The 21,473-nt window shown below is 65.6% G+C and carries 15 protein-coding genes; 6 read left to right on the forward strand and 9 right to left on the reverse strand.

The features are described from left to right. The 3 genes from WC597_RS16500 to purM all read right to left on the reverse strand — a co-directional run. Positions 1–1,549 (reverse strand): M13 family metallopeptidase (locus WC597_RS16500; protein ID WP_372695096.1); only part of this gene is annotated, 1,549 nt, incomplete at its 3' end. An 87-nt stretch (positions 1,550–1,636) separates the two neighbouring features. Continuing rightward, positions 1,637–2,221 (reverse strand): phosphoribosylglycinamide formyltransferase, encoded by a 585-nt coding sequence (gene purN, locus WC597_RS16505; protein ID WP_372695098.1) that lies wholly within the window; start codon positions 2,219–2,221, stop codon positions 1,637–1,639. A gap of 4 nt (positions 2,222–2,225) precedes the next feature. Then, the gene (purM, locus tag WC597_RS16510) at positions 2,226–3,263 is read right to left on the reverse strand and encodes a phosphoribosylformylglycinamidine cyclo-ligase (RefSeq protein WP_372695100.1); all 1,038 of its coding nucleotides are present in this window, start codon (positions 3,261–3,263) and stop codon (positions 2,226–2,228) included. 79 nt (positions 3,264–3,342) lie between these two features. Between purM and rnd the strand changes: the two genes are divergently transcribed. Next, entirely contained in the window at positions 3,343–4,491 is a 1,149-nt protein-coding gene (rnd, locus tag WC597_RS16515) for a ribonuclease D (protein WP_372695102.1), read from the forward strand. Positions 4,492–4,539: 48 nt separating this feature from the next. Here the strand turns inward: rnd and WC597_RS16520 are convergent, their stop codons facing one another. The 4 genes from WC597_RS16520 to WC597_RS16535 form a co-directional block, all read right to left on the reverse strand. Continuing rightward, the gene (locus WC597_RS16520) at positions 4,540–5,460 is read right to left on the reverse strand and encodes a hypothetical protein (protein ID WP_372695104.1); all 921 of its coding nucleotides are present in this window, start codon (positions 5,458–5,460) and stop codon (positions 4,540–4,542) included. Next, on the reverse strand, positions 5,358–6,563 hold the full coding sequence (locus WC597_RS16525; protein WP_372695106.1) for a hypothetical protein: 1,206 nt from the start codon (positions 6,561–6,563) through the stop codon (positions 5,358–5,360). Before WC597_RS16525 ends, WC597_RS16520 begins: the two co-directional genes overlap by 103 nt. Before the next feature lie 71 nt (positions 6,564–6,634). Then, complete coding sequence (locus WC597_RS16530) at positions 6,635–7,180, reverse strand: hypothetical protein (RefSeq protein WP_372695108.1); 546 nt, start codon at positions 7,178–7,180, stop codon at positions 6,635–6,637. 71 nt (positions 7,181–7,251) lie between these two features. Then, a complete protein-coding gene (locus WC597_RS16535) occupies positions 7,252–7,806 on the reverse strand; it encodes an FKBP-type peptidyl-prolyl cis-trans isomerase (RefSeq protein WP_372695110.1) in 555 nt (184 codons plus the stop codon). A gap of 343 nt (positions 7,807–8,149) precedes the next feature. Here WC597_RS16535 and rpoB point away from each other — a divergent pair, with 343 nt between their 5' ends. Together rpoB and rpoC are read left to right on the forward strand one after the other, a co-directional pair. Next, positions 8,150–12,265 (forward strand): DNA-directed RNA polymerase subunit beta, encoded by a 4,116-nt coding sequence (rpoB, locus tag WC597_RS16540; protein WP_372695112.1) that lies wholly within the window; start codon positions 8,150–8,152, stop codon positions 12,263–12,265. A 124-nt stretch (positions 12,266–12,389) separates the two neighbouring features. Beyond that, positions 12,390–16,586 carry a DNA-directed RNA polymerase subunit beta' gene (gene rpoC, locus WC597_RS16545; protein ID WP_372695114.1) on the forward strand — a complete coding sequence of 1,399 codons (4,197 nt, stop codon included), beginning with the start codon at positions 12,390–12,392 and terminating at the stop codon, positions 16,584–16,586. 61 nt (positions 16,587–16,647) lie between these two features. Here rpoC and WC597_RS16550 read toward each other — a convergent pair whose 3' ends face one another. Further along, entirely contained in the window at positions 16,648–17,427 is a 780-nt protein-coding gene (locus tag WC597_RS16550) for a hypothetical protein (RefSeq protein WP_372695116.1), read from the reverse strand. Next, on the reverse strand, positions 17,424–18,131 hold the full coding sequence (locus WC597_RS16555) for a hypothetical protein (RefSeq protein WP_372695118.1): 708 nt from the start codon (positions 18,129–18,131) through the stop codon (positions 17,424–17,426). The genes WC597_RS16550 and WC597_RS16555 overlap by 4 nt, the downstream gene beginning before the upstream one ends. A 393-nt stretch (positions 18,132–18,524) precedes the next feature. On the opposite strand from WC597_RS16555, the gene rpsL reads away from it, so the two are divergent. The 3 genes from rpsL to fusA form a co-directional block, all read left to right on the forward strand. Further along, positions 18,525–18,899 carry a 30S ribosomal protein S12 gene (rpsL, locus tag WC597_RS16560; RefSeq protein ID WP_008260482.1) on the forward strand — a complete coding sequence of 125 codons (375 nt, stop codon included), beginning with the start codon at positions 18,525–18,527 and terminating at the stop codon, positions 18,897–18,899. 81 nt (positions 18,900–18,980) lie between these two features. Continuing rightward, positions 18,981–19,454, forward strand: coding sequence for a 30S ribosomal protein S7 (rpsG, locus tag WC597_RS16565; protein WP_135195309.1), 474 nt, complete (start codon positions 18,981–18,983; stop codon positions 19,452–19,454). A gap of 179 nt (positions 19,455–19,633) precedes the next feature. After that, positions 19,634–21,473: elongation factor G (fusA, locus tag WC597_RS16570; RefSeq protein WP_372695121.1), on the forward strand; the 1,840-nt coding region annotated here is incomplete at its 3' end.

Here is a 21,473-nt window from a genome sequence, read left to right on the forward strand (position 1 = left end):
CGATGCCGCCGTAGTTGACGGCCGGGTCCGCGTTCGGATCGAAGAAGGGCGCCTGCAGGATGGCGGCCGGGAAGACGATCTCGTTGCGCGGCGGGTTGTAGTAGGCGTTCACCGTCTGGGGCGTCATGCCCCATTCCAGCGGATCGACCGGCTGGCCGATCTTGCCGCGCTTGTAGGCCCACTCGAAGGCCGAGGACCGCTCGACGTTGCCGTACAGGTCGTCCGCCGTCAGCTCCAGCCCGTCATAGGACCGCCACTTGTCGGGATAGCCGATCTTCACCCCGAACTTGGACATCTTGTAGAGGGCCTGCTCGCGCGTGGGCTCGCTCATCCAGTCCAGGGTCTTCAGCCGCTCGGTCATGGCCGCGCGAATGTTGCCGACCAGGGTCTCCATCTGGGCCTTGGACGAGGCAGGGAAGTGCAGGCGGACATATTCCTGGGCCAGAACCTCGCCCAGTTGGCCGTCGACCAGGGCCACGCCCCGGTTCCAGCGCGGCCGGTTCTCGGGCTGGCCGCGCAGGGTCTTGCCGCGGAAGTCGAAGCGGGCGTCCAGAAAGGCCTTGGACAGATAGGGGCTGGCCTGATCGACCACGTTGAACGCCTGCCAGGCCTTCAGCGTCTCGATGGGGGTATCGGCGAACACCTGGGCGATGCCGGGAATGGCGGTGTTTTCCATCAGCACCAGGGTGTCGACGTCCGACACCTGGGCGCCGGCCAGGAAGCCGGACCAGTCGAAGCCAGGGGCCAGGGCGGCCAGGTCCGCGACCTTGGTGGGGTTGTAGAGCTTGTCGATTTGGCGACGCTCGACCGTGGTCCACTGCTTGTCCGCCACCTTGGTCTCGAAGGCCAGGATGTCGGCGGCGGTCTTCGCCGGATCGGCCCAGCCGATGGCGGTCAGGGTTGTGGTCAGATAGGCGAGGTAGGCCTCGCGCTGGGCGGCGAAGTCAGGCTTCAGATAATAGTCGCGATCCGGCAGGCCCAGCGATCCCTGACCCAGATAGGCCGAGTTCACGTCGGGCTTCTGCAGGTCCTCGAACACGTCGATGCCGAACAGAGAGGCGCCGAAGCCGGAGTGGCTTTCGCCCATCAGGCGGGCCATGCCGGCGTGGTCGCTGACGGCCTTGACGGCGGCGAGGTCGGCGGCCAGCGGTGTGGCGCCGAGTTTTTCGATGCGGGCCTCGTCCATGAAGCTGGCGTAGAGGGCGCCGACCTTCTGGGCGTTGGCGTTGGTCGGATTGGCGGCGCTGGTCTCGATGATCGATTTCAGCTGGGCCTGGGCGTTCTCATACAGGACATCGAACGGGCCGAAGCGGGCCTTGTCGGCCGGGATCTCGGTCGTGCGCAGATAGGCGCCGTTGGCGTATTCGTTGAAGTCGTCGCCCGGCTTGACCGCCGTATCGCGGCCCGCGAGGTCGAAGCCCCAGGGCGCAACGCCAGGCGCGCCGTGTGAATGACCTTGGGGCGAATGGTCCTGGGCCGAGGCCGCGCCGCCGGTCAGGGCGACGACGATACAGGCCGAGCAGGCGGCCATCAGACGAATGCGGTTCATGGAAGACTGGGTCCCGATTTTGATCGGCGGCACCATCGCGCCGGTGCGGCGGTCTGTCGCATGACGTTTTTGTAATCTTCGGGGCCGTCAGCCCTGTTCCAAGCCTCGGCAGAAGGCGCTCAGCATCTGCGGATAGAGCGTGTGCTCCGCCGTCTTTACCCGTTCGGCCAAGGCTTCCGGCGTGTCCCCCGTAACGATCGGCACGCGGGCCTGACCCAGGATCGGGCCTTCGTCCACGCCCTCGGTGACCAGATGCACGGTGCAGCCGGCCTCGGCGTCGCCGGCGGCGATGGCGCGGGCGTGAGTGTCCAGACCGGGATAGAGGGGCAGCAGGCTGGGGTGGATGTTCAGCATCCGCTCACTCCAGCCGCCGACCAGCCAAGGCGTCAACACGCGCATATAGCCGGCCAGGGCCACGACCTGCACCCCTGCGGCGCGCAGGGCCTCGTCCACGACCCGCTCGTGCGCCTCGCGATCCTTGCCGAAGGGCTTGTGCGGGATGGCGACGGTCGCGGCGCCCTTGGCCGCCGCGATGGCCAGACCGCCCGCGCCCTCGACGTTCGACAGGACCAGCGCGACCTCATAGCCGCTGTCGGCGCCCTGACCGGCGTCGATCAGGGCCGCCATATTGGAGCCGGCCCCGGAGATCAGGACGGCGACGCGCGTCTTCACGAGATCAGGCCGCTTCCAGCTGTCCGCAGACGAAGGCGACTTCGCCGGCGTTGAGCAGGGCGGCGAGGACCGGCTCGGCGTTCTCGGGCGAGACGATCAGCATGAAGCCGACGCCGCAGTTGAAGGTGCGGCGCATCTCGTGGTCGCTGATGCCGCCGGTTTCGGCCAGCCATTGGAAGACGGCGGGCATGGGCCAGGCGTTCCAGTCGAAGCTCGCTTGCAGACCCTCGGCGATGCAGCGGGGCGGGTTCTCGATCAGGCCGCCGCCGGTGATGTGGGCCGCGCCCTGGACCAGGCCCGCCTTCATGAGCGGCAGGACCGGCTTCACATAGATGCGGGTCGGCTCCATCAGGGCCTGGGCCAGCGAACGGTCCTTGGCGAAGGGGGCGTCGTCGCCCCAGGCCAGGCCGGACTTCTCGACCACCTTGCGCACCAGCGAATAGCCGTTGGAGTGGGGGCCGCTGGAGGCCAGGCCGATGATGATGTCGCCGGCCGCCTGGCGATCCAGATAGGGCAGGGCATGGCCGCGCTCGACGGCGCCCAGGCTGAAGCCCGCCAGGTCATAGTCGCCGTCGGTGTACATGCCCGGCATTTCGGCGGTCTCGCCGCCGACCAGGGCGCAACCGGCCTGGCGACAGCCCTCGGCGATGCCGGCGACGACGCGGCGGGCGGCGTCGATCTCCAGACGTCCCGTGGCGTAATAGTCGAGGAACAGCAGGGGCTCGGCGCCCTGGGCCAGCAGGTCGTTGACGCACATGGCGACCAGGTCGACGCCGACGCCGTCATGACGGCCTGTCTCGATGGCGATCTTCAGCTTGGTGCCGACGCCGTCGGTGGTGGTGACGATCAGCGGATCCTCGAAACCGGCGGCCTTAAGGTCGAACAGGGCGCCGAAACCGCCCAGCGAGGGCTCCGATCCGGGGCGGGCCGTGGACCTGGCCAGGGGCTTGATATGTTCGACCAGCAGTTCGCCAGCGTCGATGTCCACGCCCGCATCGGCGTAGGTCAGGCCGTTTTCGAGAGGCTTTTGGGTGTCGCTCATGGGATCTCGGGCCTGAATCGGGGCGGAAATGCAGCGCGGCTCTTGCCACAGGTAGGATGCGGGGGGCTATAGCATCGGAATGACGCCGATCACCACCACCGAGGCGCTGGCCGAATTCTGCGCCCGCGTAGCCACAGCACCCTTCATCACGGTCGATACCGAATTCATGCGGGAAACGACCTACTGGCCCAGGCTGTGCCTGATCCAGGCGGCCTCGGCCGAACACGCCGCCATCATCGATCCGATGGCGGAAGGTCTGGATCTGGAGCCTTTCCTGGACCTGTTGCGCGACGAGAAGATCGTCAAGGTCTTCCACGCCTGTCGCCAGGATGTGGAAATCTTCGTGCGTCTGGGGGCCATGCCCAAGCCGATGTTCGACACCCAGGTCGCCGCCATGGCGGCAGGCTTCGGCGAACAGGTCGCCTATGATTCGCTGGTGCGACAGACGCTGCGCATCGAGGTGGACAAGGGCAGCCGCTTCACCGACTGGGCGCGCCGGCCGTTGTCGGACAGCCAGCTGGTCTACGCCTTGGGCGACGTGACCCACCTGGCGGCCCTGTATCCCAAGCTGCGTGATCGACTGGAGAAGGAAGGGCGTCTGGACTGGGTGATGTCCGAGATGGCGGCCCTGACCGATCCGGCCATCTATGACACCAATCCCGAGAACGCCTGGAAGCGGCTGAAACCCAAGAAGTTCTCGGCCAAATACCTGGCCGCCTTCAAGGCCGTCGCCGTCTGGCGCGAACGGGCGGCGCAGGAGCGCGACCAGCCGCGCGGCCGCATCCTGAAGGACGAGGGCATCGACGAGATCGCCCAGCAGACCCCCACGGACGTGGAGGCGTTCAACCGTCTGCGTTCGGTGCCCAAGGGCTTTGGCGGCTCGCGACTGGGCCTGGAACTGGCCGACGAGCTGAAGCGGGTTCTGGCCGATCCCGAATCGCACGCCCCCGAGATGGAACGCCCCGCCCACCGCCAGCCGGCCCCGCCGTCGGTGGTGGAACTGCTGAAGGTGCTGCTGAAGGCCAAGAGCGACAACGCCGGCGTGGCCTCCAAACTGATCGCCACCGTGTCCGACCTGGAAAAGATCGCCATCAGCGACGACGCGGATATCGACGCCCTGAAGGGCTGGCGCCGGCAACTGTTTGGCGAGGACGCGCTGAAGCTGAAACGCGGCGAGATCGCTCTGGTGCTGAACGGCGCGCGGGTCGAGGTGGTCGAGATCGAGTAGGGGGATCGTCTCCTCCCTGCAAAGCTGGGAGGAGACCGGTTTGGTCGCCTAGCGCCTGCGTGGCGTCAGGATGTCGCCGAGGCGGTCGGGGGTTCCGGGGATGCGTTCCAGGCGGGGGTAGCGCAGGCCGTCGTGGTAGTCGAAAGCAACCGTGCGGTACTGGTCGTCGTCCTTGACGATCAGGGTGATGGGCGTCGCGGGGTCCTTGGCGGCGGTGACGGCTTCGGCGAGGCGGTCGGGGGTGGCGGCCTGGCCGTTGACGGCGACGATCTCCATGCCCGCGGCGAGGCCCGACTTGAAGGCCAGGCTGTTCCACTGGACGCTGCGGATCTTGTTGGCCTCGCCGGTCTGGAAGCCCAGGGAATAGGTGAAGTCGTTGCGCTTCAGTTCGGCATACAGGGTCTTCATATAGTCGGTGGGCTTGTCCGTGAAGGCGAGACGCCAGCCGCCGCACGCCAGGCCGTCCAGCGGGGCGCGGGCGTCGGGGCCGTCGGCGTCCAGGCGGGTGCGCAGGAAGGTCGCCCAGTCGTTGGCGACGACGCCGTTCAGGGCCGCGACCACATCCTCGAACGTGTAGGGGGCGGGGGCGTAATCGCCGTCGCGGACGCCGTAGAAGGCGCGGGCGAAGTCGTCGAGCGACTTGCGGCCGCCGGTCTTCTCGCGGATCGTGGTGTCCACGTCGAGCCAGATCAGCTGGCCCTCGGAATAGTAGTCCTCGTCGCGTTGCCACGACAGCCAGCCCTTGGGCTGGCGCTGGCTGATGATCGGGTCGTTGGTGGTGTCCTGAAGGGCGCGCCATTCGCGGCCGACGCGGGTGTCAAAGGTGGCGGCGGTCATGGCCAGGGAGTCCATCGCCTGCTGTTTGGTCAGCAGGCCCGAACGGGCGGCGACGACCTGGCCATAGTACTGCGTCTGGCCCTCATAGACCCACAGCAGGCTGTTCTGCAGGGGCGAGTTAAAGTTGGGCACATACTGGTCGGCGGGGCGGCGCCATTTGCCGTCCCAGAGTGGTTCATCTTGTGGCTGAGCAGGTCGCGGTCGGACAGATGCGTATCCCAGCCGGTGAAGAAGGCGGGATCGACCGAGTTCTCCGAACTGCGGTGATGTTCCAGCCCGATGCCGCCCAGCTTGCCGGTCATGGCGATCAGGAAGTCGTAGTGGTCGAAGTGGCGCGCGCCATAAAGGCGGTCCATCTGGTCGACCAGATTGCGCAGGATCTGGATCTGCGCGTCGGTGGCGTTCAGGCTGTCGGCCTTGTCGGCCACGAAGTTGGCGCGAACGGGCGAGCGGCCGCCGGGATCGAGGTCGATCTGGCGGTAATGCAGGCCGGCGAAAACCGGGCTGTCGATCAGGATTTCCAGATTGACGGGCTTGAAGGTCTGGACGTCGCCGGTCTTGGTTTCGGGCTCCAGGGCCGTGCCGAACTGCCAGCCGGTCGGGAATTTGACCGTGGGCTGGACCGTGATGTTCCGCGACCAATGGCCGGCGGGATAGAGCAGCATCTTCTCCCACTGAATGTTCAGCATCTCGGGCGTCATCGTGATGCGGCCCTGGTTCGATGCGGTCGGCGAGAGGTGCTGCATCGTGATGTTCAGCGCGGTCGCGCCGGCTGGGACGACGACGTGGTAGGCGAAGGGATGCAGGGTGTCGCGGACCCACTCGACCCGCTGGCCGTTGGCGGTGATCTTGATGCCGGCGAGCTGGGCGACAGGGCCGACGGGGCCGTGGTTGCCGGGCAGCCATTCGGGGAAGAACAGGGTCATCGGACCCGCCCGGGCGACAGGGATGGTCTCGGTCACCGCGAAGATGTGCTGGGCCAGGTTGGTGGCGTCGATGTCGAGGGTGATGACGCCGGGATAGGCGATGTCCTGGGCGTCGGGGATCGTCGGCAGGGTCGCGGGCAGGGCGGGCGGATAGGTCGAGGCCTGCTGCGCCAGGGCGGCGGGGGCGGTCGAGGCCAGCAGGAGGGCGAGGCCAAGGGGGCGGCGCGCAGGCAGGGACGGATCATCGGGGGACTCTTGCAGACTGGATCGGGGCGCTGCGACAGTCCGCCGCAGGGCATGGGGCGTCAAGCGTCGGCGGCGCCCCGAAGTTGCACTGCAACGCAAAAAACAGTGCAAGGTGCAAGAAAGTGCAACTTCGATCAGTCCTCCTCGACTGGTCGCAACGGCGTCGGCGTCGCTTTGAGGGCGGCGCCTTGATCTCTTTCCGCTTTCAGTCTGGCGAAGTGCAGGCGCTCCGCGTCTTGTCTCGCCATTTCGACAAGATCGGCGTGAAGTCGCGACCAGCCGCGCGCTTCGATCAGCTTGCCGTCGCGCATTGCGCGAGATGCGTTCGACCAAGCCAGCCGCGCCATGTCGGCGGCGTTGCAGGGCAGGCTGCTGTCGATCAGCTCCATCTCATAGCTGTCCAGCGGCTCGAAGACCGCGCCATGCGGTTGGTCAGAGCGCCGCCATCCCTCTGTGCGGGCGCGCCACCGAAAGGTCGATTGGCTGAGGCCATGACGCTCGCACACCTCGGCGGCGGAACCGCCGGCCAGGTAGTCGGCGCGCGCGGCGGCCCAGGTTTCGGCGGAACGTCGCGTCTGGGGCGGCGGGGAATCGGAGAGGTATTGGCTGTCATCGGTCATGCCGACCATGATGCGGGCGGCGCCACCTATGGCCGGAAGAATGCCGCTGCGGGCGGTCAAGGCCTTGAATGCGTTGGCGCTCGTTAGTGGAAATAGGATGGAGAGCGGGCGCTAGCCGTCCTATTCGAGCCTCAGCCCGCCGGCTTGACCTCAAGCAGTTCGACCGAGAAGCGCAGGGTCGAGTTGGGCGGCAGTTCGTCGCCGCCGACCCAGCGCGAGCCGTAGCCCAGCGAGGCAGGGATGACGAACTCATAGATCTCGCCCACCCGCATCAGGGCGACGCCCTCGGTCCAGCCCTTGATGACGCGGTTGAGGGGGAATTCGGCGGGTTCGTTGCGGGCGTATGAGCTGTCGAACTCGCGTCCGTCGATAAAGGTGCCGCGATAATGGACCTTGACCGTGTCGGAGCCGGAGGGCTGGGCGCCCTCGGGGTGGGCCTTGCCGACGCGGCGATATTGCAGGCCGCTCTCGGTGGTCGTCCAGCCGCGACGGGCGCCGTTCCAGGTCAGATAGGCGGTGTTGCCGGCGTCCCAGGCCTGCTGCGGGGTTTGACCGCCCTGGCCGGCGACAGCGGCGGCCGCATGGGCGGCGGCCGAGGCGGTCTCGGCGTAGGTGACGGGCTCGCCGCGCGTGGCGCAGGCGGACAGGGCGAGAAGGGCGAGCAGGGGCAGGGCGATGCGTGTCATATGGCGACGCTAGATGACGCAGATGTCGGCGGCAACGGGATTGGGCTGCGGGAATGAAAAGGTTCCTCTGAGGCCTTTATTTCGTCGCGAATGCGCGTATATGTGCGCGTTCCCGCAACACTCCATATGAGTCTGCGCGCAAGCGCCGAGGCCCGGTCCGTCGCCCTCCGACCGTGCGAAGGCGCGGCTCCTTCCCCAGGGAGCCGGTACATTTCAGGCGTCCTGGCCCGGCAGCGGGCCGAGGGTGGATGCCGAAACCCTGGCTGCGGACGCGGAAACGCGCGCCGTGGCTGCTGCATTTCACGCGCGGTTTTCCCGGATCGCGCGTCATGGGAAACACTGAATGACTGACGTCGCCCACGATCTCGCCATCAACGGTCAGATCGCTTCCGCCACCTCGTTCACCGGCAAGAAGCGCATCCGCAAATCCTTCGGGCGTATCCCCGAAGCGGTGGCGATGCCCAACCTGATCGAGGTCCAGCGCGCTTCCTACGAACAGTTCCTGCAGCGTGAGGTCCGTCCGGGCGTCCGCAAGGAGCAGGGCATCGAGGCGGTCTTCAAGTCGGTGTTCCCGATCAAGGACTTCAACGAACGCGCCATCCTGGAATACGTCTCGTACGAGTTCGAAGAGCCGAAGTACGACGTCGAGGAGTGCATCCAGCGCGACATGACCTATGCCGCGCCGCTGAAGGTCAAGCTGCGCCTGATCGTGTTCGAGACCGACGAGGAAACGGGAGCCCGTTCGGTCAAGGACATCAAGGAGCAGGACGTCTACATGGGCGACATCCCGCTCATGACGGACAAGGGCACCTTCATCGTCAACGGCACCGAGCGCGTGATCGTCTCGCAGATGCACCGTTCGCCGGGCGTCTTCTTCGACCACGACAAGGGCAAGACGCACAGCTCGGGCAAGCTGCTGTTCGCCGCCCGCGTGATCCCGTACCGCGGTTCGTGGCTCGACTTCGAGTTCGACGCCAAGGACGTGGTCTATGTCCGCATCGACCGCCGCCGCAAGCTGCCGGCCACGACCTTCCTGATGGGTCTGGGCATGGACGGCGAAGAAATCCTGAAGACCTTCTACGAGACCGTGCCTTATGAGAAGCGCGGCGAGGGCTGGGTCACGCCGTACAAGGCCGAACGCTGGCACGGTGTGAAGCCGGAGTTCGACCTGGTCGACGCCGACACCGGCGAAGTGATCGCCCAGGCCGGCCAGAAGATCAGCGCGCGCGCCGCCAAGAAGCTGGGCGACACCACGACGTCGCTGTCGCTGGCCGCCGACGCCCTGGTCACCAAGTACCTGGCCAATGACGCCGTGAACTTCGAGACCGGCGAGATCTTCGCCGAGGCCGGCGACGAGCTGGACGCCCCAACCATCGAAGTGCTGGAGCAAAACGGCTTCACCACCATCGACGTGCTGGACATCGACCACGTCACGGTCGGCGCCTACATGCGCAACACCCTGCGGGTGGACAAGAACGACAACCGCGAGGACGCCCTGTTCGACGTCTATCGCGTGATGCGTCCGGGCGAGCCGCCCACCCCCGAAGCCGCCGAGAACATGTTCAACTCGCTGTTCTTCGACAGCGAACGCTATGACCTGTCGGCCGTCGGCCGGGTCAAGATGAACATGCGCCTGGAGACCCCCGAGGTTTCCGACGAGATCCGCGTCCTGCGCAAGGACGACGTGCTGAAGGTGCTGCAGATCCTGGTCGGCCTGAAGGACGGCCGCGGCGAGATCGACGACATCGACAACCTGGGCAACCGCCGGGTCCGTTCGGTCGGCGAGCTGCTGGAAAACCAGTACCGCGTCGGCCTGCTGCGGATGGAGCGCGCCATCAAGGAGCGCATGTCCTCGGTCGATATCGACACGGTTATGCCGCACGACCTGATCAACGCCAAGCCGGCCGCCGCTGCGGTTCGCGAGTTCTTCGGTTCGTCGCAGCTGTCGCAGTTCATGGACCAGACGAACCCGCTTTCGGAAATCACCCACAAGCGTCGCCTTTCGGCGCTTGGCCCGGGCGGTCTGACGCGTGAGCGCGCGGGCTTCGAAGTCCGCGACGTCCACCCGACCCACTACGGCCGCATCTGCCCGATCGAAACGCCGGAAGGCCCGAACATCGGCCTGATCAACTCGCTGGCCACCCACGCGCGCGTCAACAAGTACGGCTTCATCGAGAGCCCGTACCGTCGCGTGAAGGACGGCGTGGCCCAGAACGAGGTGGTCTACATCTCGGCCATGGAAGAGTCGAAATACACGATCGCCCAGGCCAACATCGAACTGAAGAACGGCAGCATCGTCGAGGACCTGGTCCCCGGCCGGATCAACGGCGAATCCCAGCTGCTGAACCGCGACGCCGTGGACATGATGGACGTGTCGCCGAAACAGGTCGTTTCGGTCGCCGCCGCCCTGATCCCGTTCCTGGAAAACGATGACGCCAACCGCGCGCTGATGGGCGCGAACATGCAACGTCAGGCCGTGCCTCTGGTGCAGTCGGACGCGCCGCTGGTCGGCACCGGCATGGAAGCGGTCGTGGCCGTGGACTCCGGCGCCGTCGTCGTCGCCCGTCGTGAAGGCGTCGTCGAACAGATCGACGGCACCCGGATCGTCGTGCGCGCCACCGGCGACGTGGACGCCGCCCGTTCAGGCGTCGACATCTATCGCTTGTCGAAGTTCCAGCGTTCCAACCAGTCGACCTGCATCAACCAGCGCCCGATCGTGCGCGTGGGCGACCAGGTCAAGGCCGGCGACGTCATCGCCGACGGCCCGTCGACGGACCTGGGCGAACTGGCCCTGGGCCGCAACGCCCTCGTCGCCTTCATGCCCTGGAACGGCTACAACTTCGAAGACTCCATCCTGATCTCCGAGCGTATCGTGCGCGACGACGTCTTCACCTCCATCCACCTCGAAGAGTTCGAAGTGATGGCGCGTGACACGAAATTGGGCCCGGAAGAAATCACTCGCGACATCCCCAACGTCGGCGAGGAAGCCCTGCGCAACCTCGACGAAGCGGGCATCGTGGCCATCGGCGCCGAAGTCCAGCCGGGCGACATCCTGGTCGGCAAGGTGACGCCGAAGGGCGAAAGCCCGATGACCCCGGAAGAGAAGCTGCTGCGCGCCATCTTCGGCGAGAAGGCTTCGGACGTGCGCGACACCTCCCTGCGCCTGCCGCCCGGCGTCGCCGGCACGATCGTGGACGTTCGCGTCTTCAACCGTCACGGCGTCGACAAGGACGAGCGCGCCATGGCGATCGAACGCGCCGAGATCGAGCGCCTGGGCAAGGACCGCGACGATGAGCTCAAGATCCTTGAGCGCAACGTTTATGGCCGCCTGAAGCCGCTGATCATCGGCAAGAACGCCGTGTCGGGACCCAAGGGTATCGGCCGCGGCGAGCTGACCGACGAGAAGCTGGCCGAGGTCAGCCGTGGTCTTTGGTGGCAGATCGCCCTGGACGACGAGAAGGCCATGGGCGAGCTGGAGGCGATGAAGCGCCAGTTCGAAGACGCTCGCAAGCAACTGGACCGTCGTTTCGAAGACAAGGTCGAGAAGCTGCAACGCGGCGACGAACTGCCCCCCGGCGTGATGAAGATGGTCAAGGTCTTCGTGGCCGTGAAGCGCAAGCTTCAGCCCGGCGACAAGATGGCCGGCCGTCACGGCAACAAGGGCGTCATCTCCAAGATCCTGCCGATCGAGGACATGCCGCACCTGGAAGACGGCACCCACGTGGACGTCGTTCTGAACCCGCTGGGCGTGCCTTCGCGCATGAACATCGGCCAGATCTTCGAAACCCACCTGGGTTGGGCCGCAGCCGGCCTGGGCAAGCAGATCTCCGGTCTGCTGGAAGCCTGGCAGGGTGGTGGTCAGAAGCAGGCGCTGATCGATCGTCTAACGCATATCTACGGCCCGGAAACCCCGTTGCCGCAGGATGAGGACGAGCTGATCGAACTGGCGAAAAACCTGTCCAAGGGCGTGCCCTTCGCGACCCCGGTCTTCGACGGTGCGCACATCGGCGACATCGAACGCCTGCTGGAAGAAGCGGGGCTGAACAAGTCGGCCCAGTCGATCCTGTACGACGGTCAAACGGGTGAGCAGTTCAAGCGTCCGGTCACGGTCGGCTACATCTACATGCTGAAGCTGCACCACCTGGTCGACGACAAGATCCACGCCCGCTCCATCGGTCCGTACTCGCTCGTCACCCAGCAACCGCTGGGCGGCAAGGCGCAGTTCGGCGGTCAGCGCTTCGGGGAAATGGAGGTCTGGGCTCTGGAAGCCTACGGCGCCGCCTACACCCTGCAGGAGATGCTGACGGTTAAGTCCGACGACGTGGCCGGACGGACCAAGGTCTACGAGGCCATCGTCCGCGGCGACGACAGCTTCGAGGCCGGCATTCCCGAGAGCTTCAACGTTCTCATCAAGGAAATGCGTTCGCTGGGTCTGAACGTGGAGCTGGGGAACAGCTGAGGCGTGATGGGTGAATCGTGAATCGTGACTGGGTTCAGCCCTCACGATTCACGGCTCACGATTCACGGTTCCGCTCTCCCCCTCTGAATAATTTTCGCGGCCCACGCCGCAGAAGGAAAACAAGATGAACCAGGAAGTCCTGAACATCTTCAACCCGGTCCCGGTCACCCCGACCTTCGACCAGATCAAGATCGCCCTGGCCTCGCCGGAGAAGATCCGGTCGTGGTCGTTCGGCGAGATCAAGAAGCCGGAAACCATCAACTACCGCACGTTCAAGCCTGAGCGTGACGGCCTGTTCTGCGCGCGTATCTTTGGCCCGACCAAGGACTACGAATGCCTGTGCGGCAAGTACAAGCGCATGAAGTACAAGGGCATCATCTGCGAGAAGTGCGGCGTCGAAGTCACGCTGGCCCGCGTTCGCCGCGAGCGCATGGGTCACATCGACCTGGCCGCCCCGGTCGCCCACATCTGGTTCCTGAAGTCGCTGCCGTCGCGCATCTCGCTGATGCTGGACATGGCGCTGAAGGACGTGGAACGCGTCCTGTACTTCGAGAACTACATCGTTACCGAGCCGGGCCTGACCCCTCTGAAGCAGAACCAACTGCTGACGGAAGACGAGTTCTATCGCTATCAGGAAGAGTTCGGCGATGACGGCTTCACCGCCGAGATCGGCGCCGAGGCCGTCCGCAACCTGCTGATGGGCATCGACCTGCACGCCGAGGCTGAAAAGCACCGTGGCGAGCTGGCGGACAGCCCGTCGGAAATGAAGGCCAAGAAGGCGTCCAAGCGCCTGAAGCTGATCGAGGCCTTCCTGGAATCGGGCAACAAGCCCGAGTGGATGATCCTGACCATCGTGCCGGTCATCCCGCCGGAACTGCGTCCGCTGGTGCCGCTGGACGGCGGTCGTTTCGCGACCTCCGACCTGAACGACCTGTATCGCCGCGTCATCAACCGGAACAATCGCCTGAAGCGCCTGATGGAGCTGCGGGCGCCGGACATCATCATCCGCAACGAAAAGCGGATGCTGCAGGAATCCGTCGACGCCCTGTTCGACAACGGCCGTCGCGGCCGGGTGATCACGGGCGCCAACAAGCGTCCGCTGAAGTCGCTGGCCGACATGCTGAAGGGCAAGCAGGGCCGCTTCCGTCAGAACCTTCTGGGCAAGCGCGTCGACTATTCGGGCCGTTCGGTCATCACCGTGGGACCGGAACTGAAGCTGCACGAGTGCGGCCTGCCCAAGAAGATGGCGCTGGAGCTGTTCAAGCCGTTCATCTATGCGCGCCTTGACGCCAAGGGCCTGTCGGGCACCGTCAAGCAATCCAAGCGCATGGTCGAGCGCGAGCAGCCCGCCGTCTGGGACATTCTGGACGAGGTCATCCGCGAGCACCCGGTCCTTCTGAACCGTGCGCCGACACTTCACCGTCTGGGCATCCAGGCGTTCGAACCCAAGCTGATCGAGGGCAAGGCCATCCGCCTTCACCCGCTGGTCTGCACCGCCTTCAACGCCGACTTCGACGGCGACCAGATGGCCGTTCACGTCCCGCTGAGCCTTGAGGCCCAGCTGGAAGCGCGCGTCCTGATGATGTCGACGAACAACATCCTGTCGCCCGCCAACGGCAAGCCGATCATCGTGCCGTCGCAGGACATCGTCCTGGGCCTGTACTATCTGTCGCTGGTCAAGGACGGCGAGCCGGGTGAAGGCAAGCTGTTCGCCAATATCGGCGAGATCGACGCCGCGCTGGACGCCAAGGTCGTCACCCTGCACACGCGCATCAAGGCGCGCTGGACGGAACAGGACGCCGAAGGCAAGGAGATCACCAAGGTGATCGACACCACGCCGGGCCGGATGAAGCTGGCAGCCCTGCTGCCGCGGAACCCGAACGTCGGCTATCGCCTGCTCGAAAAGAACCTGACCAAGAAGGAAATCGGCAATCTGATCGACGTGGTCTATCGCCACTGCGGTCAGAAGGCGACGGTGATCTTCGCCGACCAGATGATGGGCCTGGGCTTCCGCGAAGCCGCCAAGGCCGGCATCTCGTTCGGCAAGGACGACATCGTGATCCCGGCCAAGAAGGTCGAGCTGGTCGCCGAGACCCGCACCCAGGTCGAGGAGTACGAACAACAGTACGCCGACGGTCTGATCACGCGCGGCGAGAAGTACAACAAGGTGGTCGACGCCTGGTCCAAGGCTACGGACCGGATCGCCGACGCCATGATGGCCGAGATCGCGCAACCGCGCGTGCTGATCGAGGGTGAAAACCCCGACATCAACTCGGTGTTCATGATGGCCAACTCCGGCGCCCGGGGTTCGCAGGCGCAGATGAAGCAGCTGGGCGGCATGCGCGGCCTGATGGCCAAGCCTTCCGGCGAGATCATCGAGACGCCGATCACCTCGAACTTCAAGGAAGGTCTGACCGTCCTTGAATACTTCAACTCCACCCACGGCGCCCGTAAGGGTCTGGCCGACACCGCGCTGAAGACCGCCAACTCGGGTTACCTGACCCGCCGTCTGGTGGACGTGGCGCAGGACAGCATCGTCACCGAGATCGACTGTGGCTCGACGCGCGGCATCACGCTGCGGGCGGTCATGGAAGGCGGTGACGTGCTGGTCTCGCTGGGCGCGCGCATCCTGGGTCGCTATGCGGCCGAGGACATCAAGGAGCCGGGCACCGATAACGTCCTGTTCCCCGCCGACACCTATCTGGTGGAAGAAGTCGCCGAGGCCGTCGAGGTCGCGGGCGTTCAGTCGGTCAAGGTCCGTTCGGGCCTGACCTGCGAAGCCGAAGCCGGCATCTGCGCCCACTGCTACGGGCGTGACCTGGCGCGCGGCACCAACGTCAACATCGGCGAAGCGGTCGGCGTCATCGCCGCCCAGTCGATCGGCGAGCCGGGCACCCAGCTGACCATGCGTACCTTCCACATCGGCGGTACGGCGCAGGTTGCGGAAACCTCCTTCATGGAGGCGACCAACGCCGGCGTGGCCAAGATCACCGGTCCGACCGTCATCGCCGCCCACGGCGATCTGGTCTCCATGAGCCGCAACGTCATCGTGACCGTGGTCGTGGACGGCAAGGATCGCGAGACGCACAAGGCTCCTTACGGCGCCCGCATCCGCGTCAAGGAAGGCAGCGAGGTCAAGAAGAACCAACGTCTGGCGGAGTGGGACCCCTACACCACCCCGATCCTGACGGAAGTCGGCGGTATCATCCGCTTCGAGGATCTGGTCGAAGGCCTGTCGGTCAAGGAAGAAACCGACGAAGCGACGGGCATCGCCCAGCGCGTCGTCAGCGACTGGCGCGCCAGCCCGCGTGGTTCGGACCTGCGTCCGGCCATGGGCGTCACCCTGGGTGACGGCTACGCCAAGCTGGCCTCGGGCTCAGACGCCCGTTACCTGCTGCCCGTGGGCGCGGTTCTGTCCGTGTCGAACGGCGACGAGGTCAAGCCGGGCGAGATCATCGCCCGCGTCCCGACCGAAGGCGCGAAGACCCGTGACATCACCGGCGGTCTGCCGCGCGTCGCCGAACTGTTCGAAGCTCGCCGTCCCAAGGACTGCGCGGTCATCGCCGAGATGGATGGTCGCGTCGAATTCGGTCGCGACTACAAGAACAAGCGCCGCATCAAGATCACGCCGGAAGTCAATGCCGACGGCGTGCAGGGCGAGCCGGTCGAGTTCCTGATCCCGAAGGGCAAGTATATCTCCGTTCAGGACGGCGATCTGATCCAGAAGGGCGACTACATCATCGACGGCAACCCGGATCCGCACGACCTGCTGCGCATCCAGGGCGTCGAGGCGCTGGCCGAGTATCTGGTGAACGAAGTGCAGGAGGTCTATCGACTGCAAGGCGTGCCGATCAACGACAAGCACATCGAAGTCATCGTGCGTCAGATGCTGCAGAAGGTCGAAGTCCTGGATTCGGGTGAAACCACCCTGATCCGCGGCGACACCGTCGAAGTCGCCGAAGCCGTTCTGGAAAACCAGAAGGTCGAGAAGCGTGGCGGCCGTCTGGCCACCACCCAGCCCGTCCTGCTGGGCATCACCAAGGCGTCGCTGCAAACCCGCAGCTTCATCTCGGCGGCGTCGTTCCAGGAGACCACCCGCGTCCTCACCGACGCCTCGGTCCACGGCAAGAAGGACATGCTGGAAGGCCTGAAGGAAAACGTCATCGTCGGCCGACTGATCCCGGCCGGTACGGGCGCCTACCTGCGCGCCCTGCAGAAGATCGCCAACGATCGCGACGCAGAGCTGACCTCGGCCCGCGAGGATGCGATCGAGCCGTTGCCGGCCGATCTGCAACTGGAGCTGGAGAACAGCGAAAGCTGATCTTCCGGTTCGGAAGCGAAGACATGAAGAGGGCGGCGCCGGCGACGGCGCCGCCCTTTTTCTATGGCTGACGGCGGCGTTCGCCTCGGTTGATCGTCGTCTCGGCGCCCTGGCGCATGTCCACGCCGGGGACGCTGGGCAGCTGGGCGCCCGCGCAGCCCGTACCGAAGTTCGAGCCGACGCAGTCCGCCGGGCCGACTACGCCCACGCCGCCGGACAATGGGCGGCGGCGTTGTTCCCATTCCGCCAGACGACGCGCGCCCTCGCGGGCGAAGGCTGCGTCGCGTTCTGGATTGCCTGTGCCGGTGATGGGGGCGGCGTTGCGGCCGCGCCGCTCCGCCTCTTCGCGGCAGTTGGCGCGCTCGGCCGTGGTCAGTTGCTGGGGCGCGGAGCAGCCGATCAGGCCCTGACGCAGGGTGCGCGCCATGGCGTTCGAGCGATCGTTCGGATTGACCGTCCAGGCGTCGGGCGGGGCGGGAACGCCCTGGGGCGAGGGCGCGGCGATCCGGGGACGAAGGGGGGCGGGGCGAACGTCCTGAGGCGTCTCCTGACGCGCAGAGGGGGCGGCGATGACCTCGCGGGCGTCGCGAGGCGTCGTCGTGGCGTCGCTGGCGGGCGGAGTCTGAACCGGGATACGCGGCTGCTCGTCGGGCAGGAGAGGGCGCGGTGTGATCTCGACATAGATCGGCGGCGGCTCCGCGACGACGGCGGGTCTCTTGATGCCAGGAGCCGTGAACGACAGGAAGGCGATCAGGGCCGTGTTGATGGCGACCGAGGCCGTCGCCAGCCCAGCCTTGCGCCAGTCGGGCCGTCTGGGGCGGGGCAGGGGCAGGGCGGTCATTCGCGGCGCTTTCTGAGATTGGGCAGGAAGCCGTCCCGCGAGGAGAATAGCTCGACTTGCACATTCACGCCTTCACAACCGGCGACCGGATTGGGGCGTTCGCACGGCGGATCGCCTCGGGTCGGCATCGCGCGCTGCGCCTCCCACGCGGCAAGACGGCGCGCGCCGTGACGGGCGAAGGTCGCATCGCGTTCCGCACTCCCTGTCCCGAGGATGGCGCGCGCGTTCTCGCGCCCGGCCCAGCGTTCGTCGCAACGGCGTCGTGCGTCTGACGACAGCAGGTGAGGGGTGTCACACGACAGGACCCTACCGCCCAAAGCCGGAACGACCCGGCCGACCCGCCATCGCGGGTCGATGGCGTCATCCTGGGGATCGCTGGACGAGGGCGAGACGGACGCCGTCGCGGGGATGCGCGGCCTGACCGAATCGTTTGGCGCCAAGGGTGTCGTTGCGCGATCTACGAAGGCGGACGGTTCTCGCTCGGCGTCGGCAATCGTTTGCGGCGGGCGCGCCAGCCGTGGCCAGGCCTCGTCGAGATAGACGATCATCGGTTCGCTTCGCAGCGGCCGATTGCGCGGACCGAGGTCGGTCAGGGACAGCAAGGCGATCGCGCCGGCGTTGAGGCCCACAGCGGTCGCCGCAAGCCCGGCTTTGCGCCAGTCCAGCCGTACCTGTCCCGTTCGACTGATCGCAGTCGCGGTCATCGCCACTCGCCCCTCCGTTCGGATCAAGCTGGACGCGAAGCGTGGCAGGTTTCAGGCAACTTGCGGTTCTATTGGCGATGGCCGAGCGCAAAGGGCGGACTTGCCAACGGCGAGGTGTTAACGCCGCCTTCTTGACCTTGGCCCCTATCGCGCGTAGAAGCCGCCCACTTTCGAGGCGTGGCCGGTTCGCCGGTTGCTGAGATCGTGACAACTTAACGGACGGCCTGTGCGCCGCCGGAACGCCCAAAGCGCGCGTTCCGGTTTTTCTGTTTGTCGTTACGGCATCAGTCTCGATGACACCCGGGCGAGGGGATGGTCCCCCGTTCACAAGAAGGCGAGAGGCGCTTCGGTCGAAAGACACACGCCTCCATCAGAAGTCGAGATAAGTTTCGAATGCCTACGATCAACCAACTGATCCGCAAGCCGCGCAAGCCCAAGCCCACCCGTAACAAGGTGCCGGCTCTGGAGGGTTCGCCCCAGCGTCGCGGCGTCTGCACCCGCGTTTATACGACGACCCCGAAGAAGCCGAACTCGGCTCTGCGTAAGGTCGCCAAGGTCCGTCTGGCCAAGAACGGCTATGAAGCCGTTTGCTACATCCCCGGTGAAGGCCACAACCTTCAGGAACACTCGGTTGTTCTGATCCGCGGCGGCCGCGTGAAGGACCTTCCCGGCGTTCGCTACCACATCCTGCGCGGCGTGCTCGACACGCAAGGCGTCAAGGACCGCAAGCAGCGTCGTTCGCACTACGGCGCCAAGCGTCCGAAGTAAGCCATTCCTCTCCGGGCCGTCGCGCCCGGAGACCTTTTCGAGATCTTCCCGGCGTGCGCCGGGCACTGCAAGGAATAACCTATGTCGCGTCGTCACCGCGCCCAGAAGCGTGAAGTTCTGCCGGATCCCAAGTTCGGGGACCTGATCGTCACCAAGTTCATGAACTACGTCATGTACGAAGGTAAGAAGGCCGTCGCCGAAAACATCGTTTACGGCGCCTTCGACATCCTGGCCGACAAGAAGAAAGACCAGGAGCCGGTCGCGACCTTCCACGCCGCTCTGGACAACGTCGCACCGTCGGTCGAAGTCCGTTCGCGTCGCGTCGGCGGCGCCACCTATCAGGTGCCCGTCGAAGTTCGTCCCGAGCGCCGTCGCGCCCTGGCGATCCGCTGGCTGGTCAATGCTGCGCGCAAGCGTGGCGAGAACACCATGACGGAAAAGCTGGCCGCCGAGCTGCTGGACGCCTCGAACAACCGCGGCACCGCGGTCAAGAAGCGCGAAGACACCCACAAGATGGCCGAAGCCAACCGCGCCTTCAGCCACTATCGCTGGTAAGCGTCTTAAAAGCGCCAACTGCGGTCACTATCTAAGACTATCCGGCGCGGGCGGTTTGAGCTAAATCGCCCGCGCTCGCTTATCCGCACAGACAGACTTCCTGAGGGCGCCGTCCGCGTCCTGAAAACATTCCCAAAGGGCGCCGGCGGCGCCCGAAATTCTTGGCAAGGCACGCTTTCATGGCACGTACGCACGCGCTCAAGGACTACCGCAACTTCGGCATCATGGCCCACATCGACGCGGGCAAGACGACGACGACCGAGCGGATCCTGTATTACACCGGCAAGAACCATAAGATCGGCGAAGTCCACGACGGCGCCGCGACCATGGACTGGATGGACCAGGAGCAGGAGCGCGGCATCACGATCACGTCCGCCGCGACGACCGCTTTCTGGAAAGAAAAGCGCCTCAACATCATCGATACTCCCGGCCACGTGGACTTCACCATTGAAGTCGAACGTTCGCTGCGCGTGCTCGACGGCGCCGTGACGGTGCTGGACGGCAACGCCGGCGTCGAGCCGCAGACCGAAACCGTCTGGCGCCAGGCCGACAAATATTCGGTGCCGCGCATCGTCTTCGTCAACAAGATGGACAAGATCGGCGCCGATTTCGACGCCTCGGTCCAGTCGATCCGCGACCGCCTGGGCGCCAAGGCCGTGCCGATCCAGTTCCCGATCGGCTCCGAGTCCTCGCTGACCGGCCTGGTCGACATCGTCGAAATGCGTTCGGTCGTCTGGGACAACGACGCCCTGGGCGCCAACTTCACCGTCGGCGAAATCCCGGCTGATCTGGTCGACAAGGCCAACGAAGCCCGCCAGTACCTGATCGACAACGCCGTCGAGCTGGACGACGAGGCGATGGAAGCCTACCTCGAAGGCACCGAGCCTTCGGTCGAAGTGCTGAAGAAGTGCATCCGCAAGGCCGTGCTGACCGGCGCCTTCTATCCGATCCTGTGCGGCTCGGCCTTCAAGAACAAGGGCGTGCAGACGCTGCTGGACGCCGTCGTCGACTATCTGCCGTCGCCGCTGGACATCCCGCCGACGCCTGGCATCGACTTCAAGACGGAAGAGCCGGTCGTCCGCAAGGCGTCGGACGACGAGCCCCTGTCGGTCCTGGCCTTCAAGATCATGGACGACCCCTTCGTCGGCTCGCTGACCTTCTGCCGCCTGTACTCGGGCAAGATGGAAACGGGCATGAGCCTGCTGAACTCCAGCCGCGACAAGAAAGAGCGCGTCGGCCGAATGCTGCAGATGCACTCCAACAACCGTGAGGACGTCAAGGAAGCCTACGCCGGCGACATCGTCGCCTTGGCCGGCCTCAAGGACACCCGCACCGGGGACACCCTGTGCGATCCGCTGAAGTCGCCCGTCATCCTGGAGAAGATGGAGTTCCCGGCCCCGGTCATCGAGATCTCGGTCGAGCCCAAGACCAAGGCCGACCAGGAGAAACTGGGCGTCGCCCTGGCCAAGCTGGCTTCGGAAGATCCGTCCTTCACCGTCTCGACCGACCACGAGTCGGGCCAGACGATCCTGAAGGGCATGGGCGAGCTTCACCTGGACATCAAGATCGACATTCTGAAGCGCACCTACAAGGTCGAGGCCACCATCGGCGCGCCGCAAGTCGCCTATCGTGAATCGTTGGGCCGCAAGGTCGACATCGACTACACGCACAAGAAGCAAACCGGCGGTACGGGCCAGTTCGCCCGCGTCATGCTGACCTTCGAACCCGGCGAGCCGGGCTCGGGCTTCGTGTTCGAGAACTCGATCGTCGGCGGCGCCGTGCCCAAGGAATACATTCCCGGCGTCGAAAAGGGCCTGAACTCCATCAAGGACTCGGGTCTGCTGGCGGGCTTCCCGTTGATCGACTTCAAGGCGACCCTGACGGACGGCAAATACCACGACGTCGACTCCAGCGTGCTGGCGTTCGAAATCGCGGCCCGCGCCGCCTTCCGCGAACTGAAGGAAAAGGGCGCGCCGAAGCTGCTCGAGCCGATCATGGCGGTCGAGGTCGTGACCCCCG

This window comes from Brevundimonas sp. (assembly GCF_041648115.1).
In the GTDB taxonomy this organism is placed as follows: Bacteria; Pseudomonadota; Alphaproteobacteria; order Caulobacterales; family Caulobacteraceae; genus Brevundimonas.

What these genes read in the sequence shown, in the direction of transcription:
- WC597_RS16550 (WP_372695116.1), bottom strand. Translation starts at nt 17,427, where the DNA reads ATGACCGCCCTGCCCCTGCCCCGCCCCAGACGGCCCGACTGGCGCAAG.
- rnd (WP_372695102.1), top strand. Translation starts at nt 3,343, where the DNA reads ATGACGCCGATCACCACCACCGAGGCGCTGGCCGAATTCTGCGCCCGC.
- rpoB (WP_372695112.1), top strand. Translation starts at nt 8,150, where the DNA reads ATGACTGACGTCGCCCACGATCTCGCCATCAACGGTCAGATCGCTTCC.
- rpsG (WP_135195309.1), top strand. Translation starts at nt 18,981, where the DNA reads ATGTCGCGTCGTCACCGCGCCCAGAAGCGTGAAGTTCTGCCGGATCCC.
- rpsL (WP_008260482.1), top strand. Translation starts at nt 18,525, where the DNA reads ATGCCTACGATCAACCAACTGATCCGCAAGCCGCGCAAGCCCAAGCCC.
- rpoC (WP_372695114.1), top strand. Translation starts at nt 12,390, where the DNA reads ATGAACCAGGAAGTCCTGAACATCTTCAACCCGGTCCCGGTCACCCCG.
- purM (WP_372695100.1), bottom strand. Translation starts at nt 3,263, where the DNA reads ATGAGCGACACCCAAAAGCCTCTCGAAAACGGCCTGACCTACGCCGAT.
- WC597_RS16555 (WP_372695118.1), bottom strand. Translation starts at nt 18,131, where the DNA reads ATGACCGCGACTGCGATCAGTCGAACGGGACAGGTACGGCTGGACTGG.
- WC597_RS16535 (WP_372695110.1), bottom strand. Translation starts at nt 7,806, where the DNA reads ATGACACGCATCGCCCTGCCCCTGCTCGCCCTTCTCGCCCTGTCCGCC.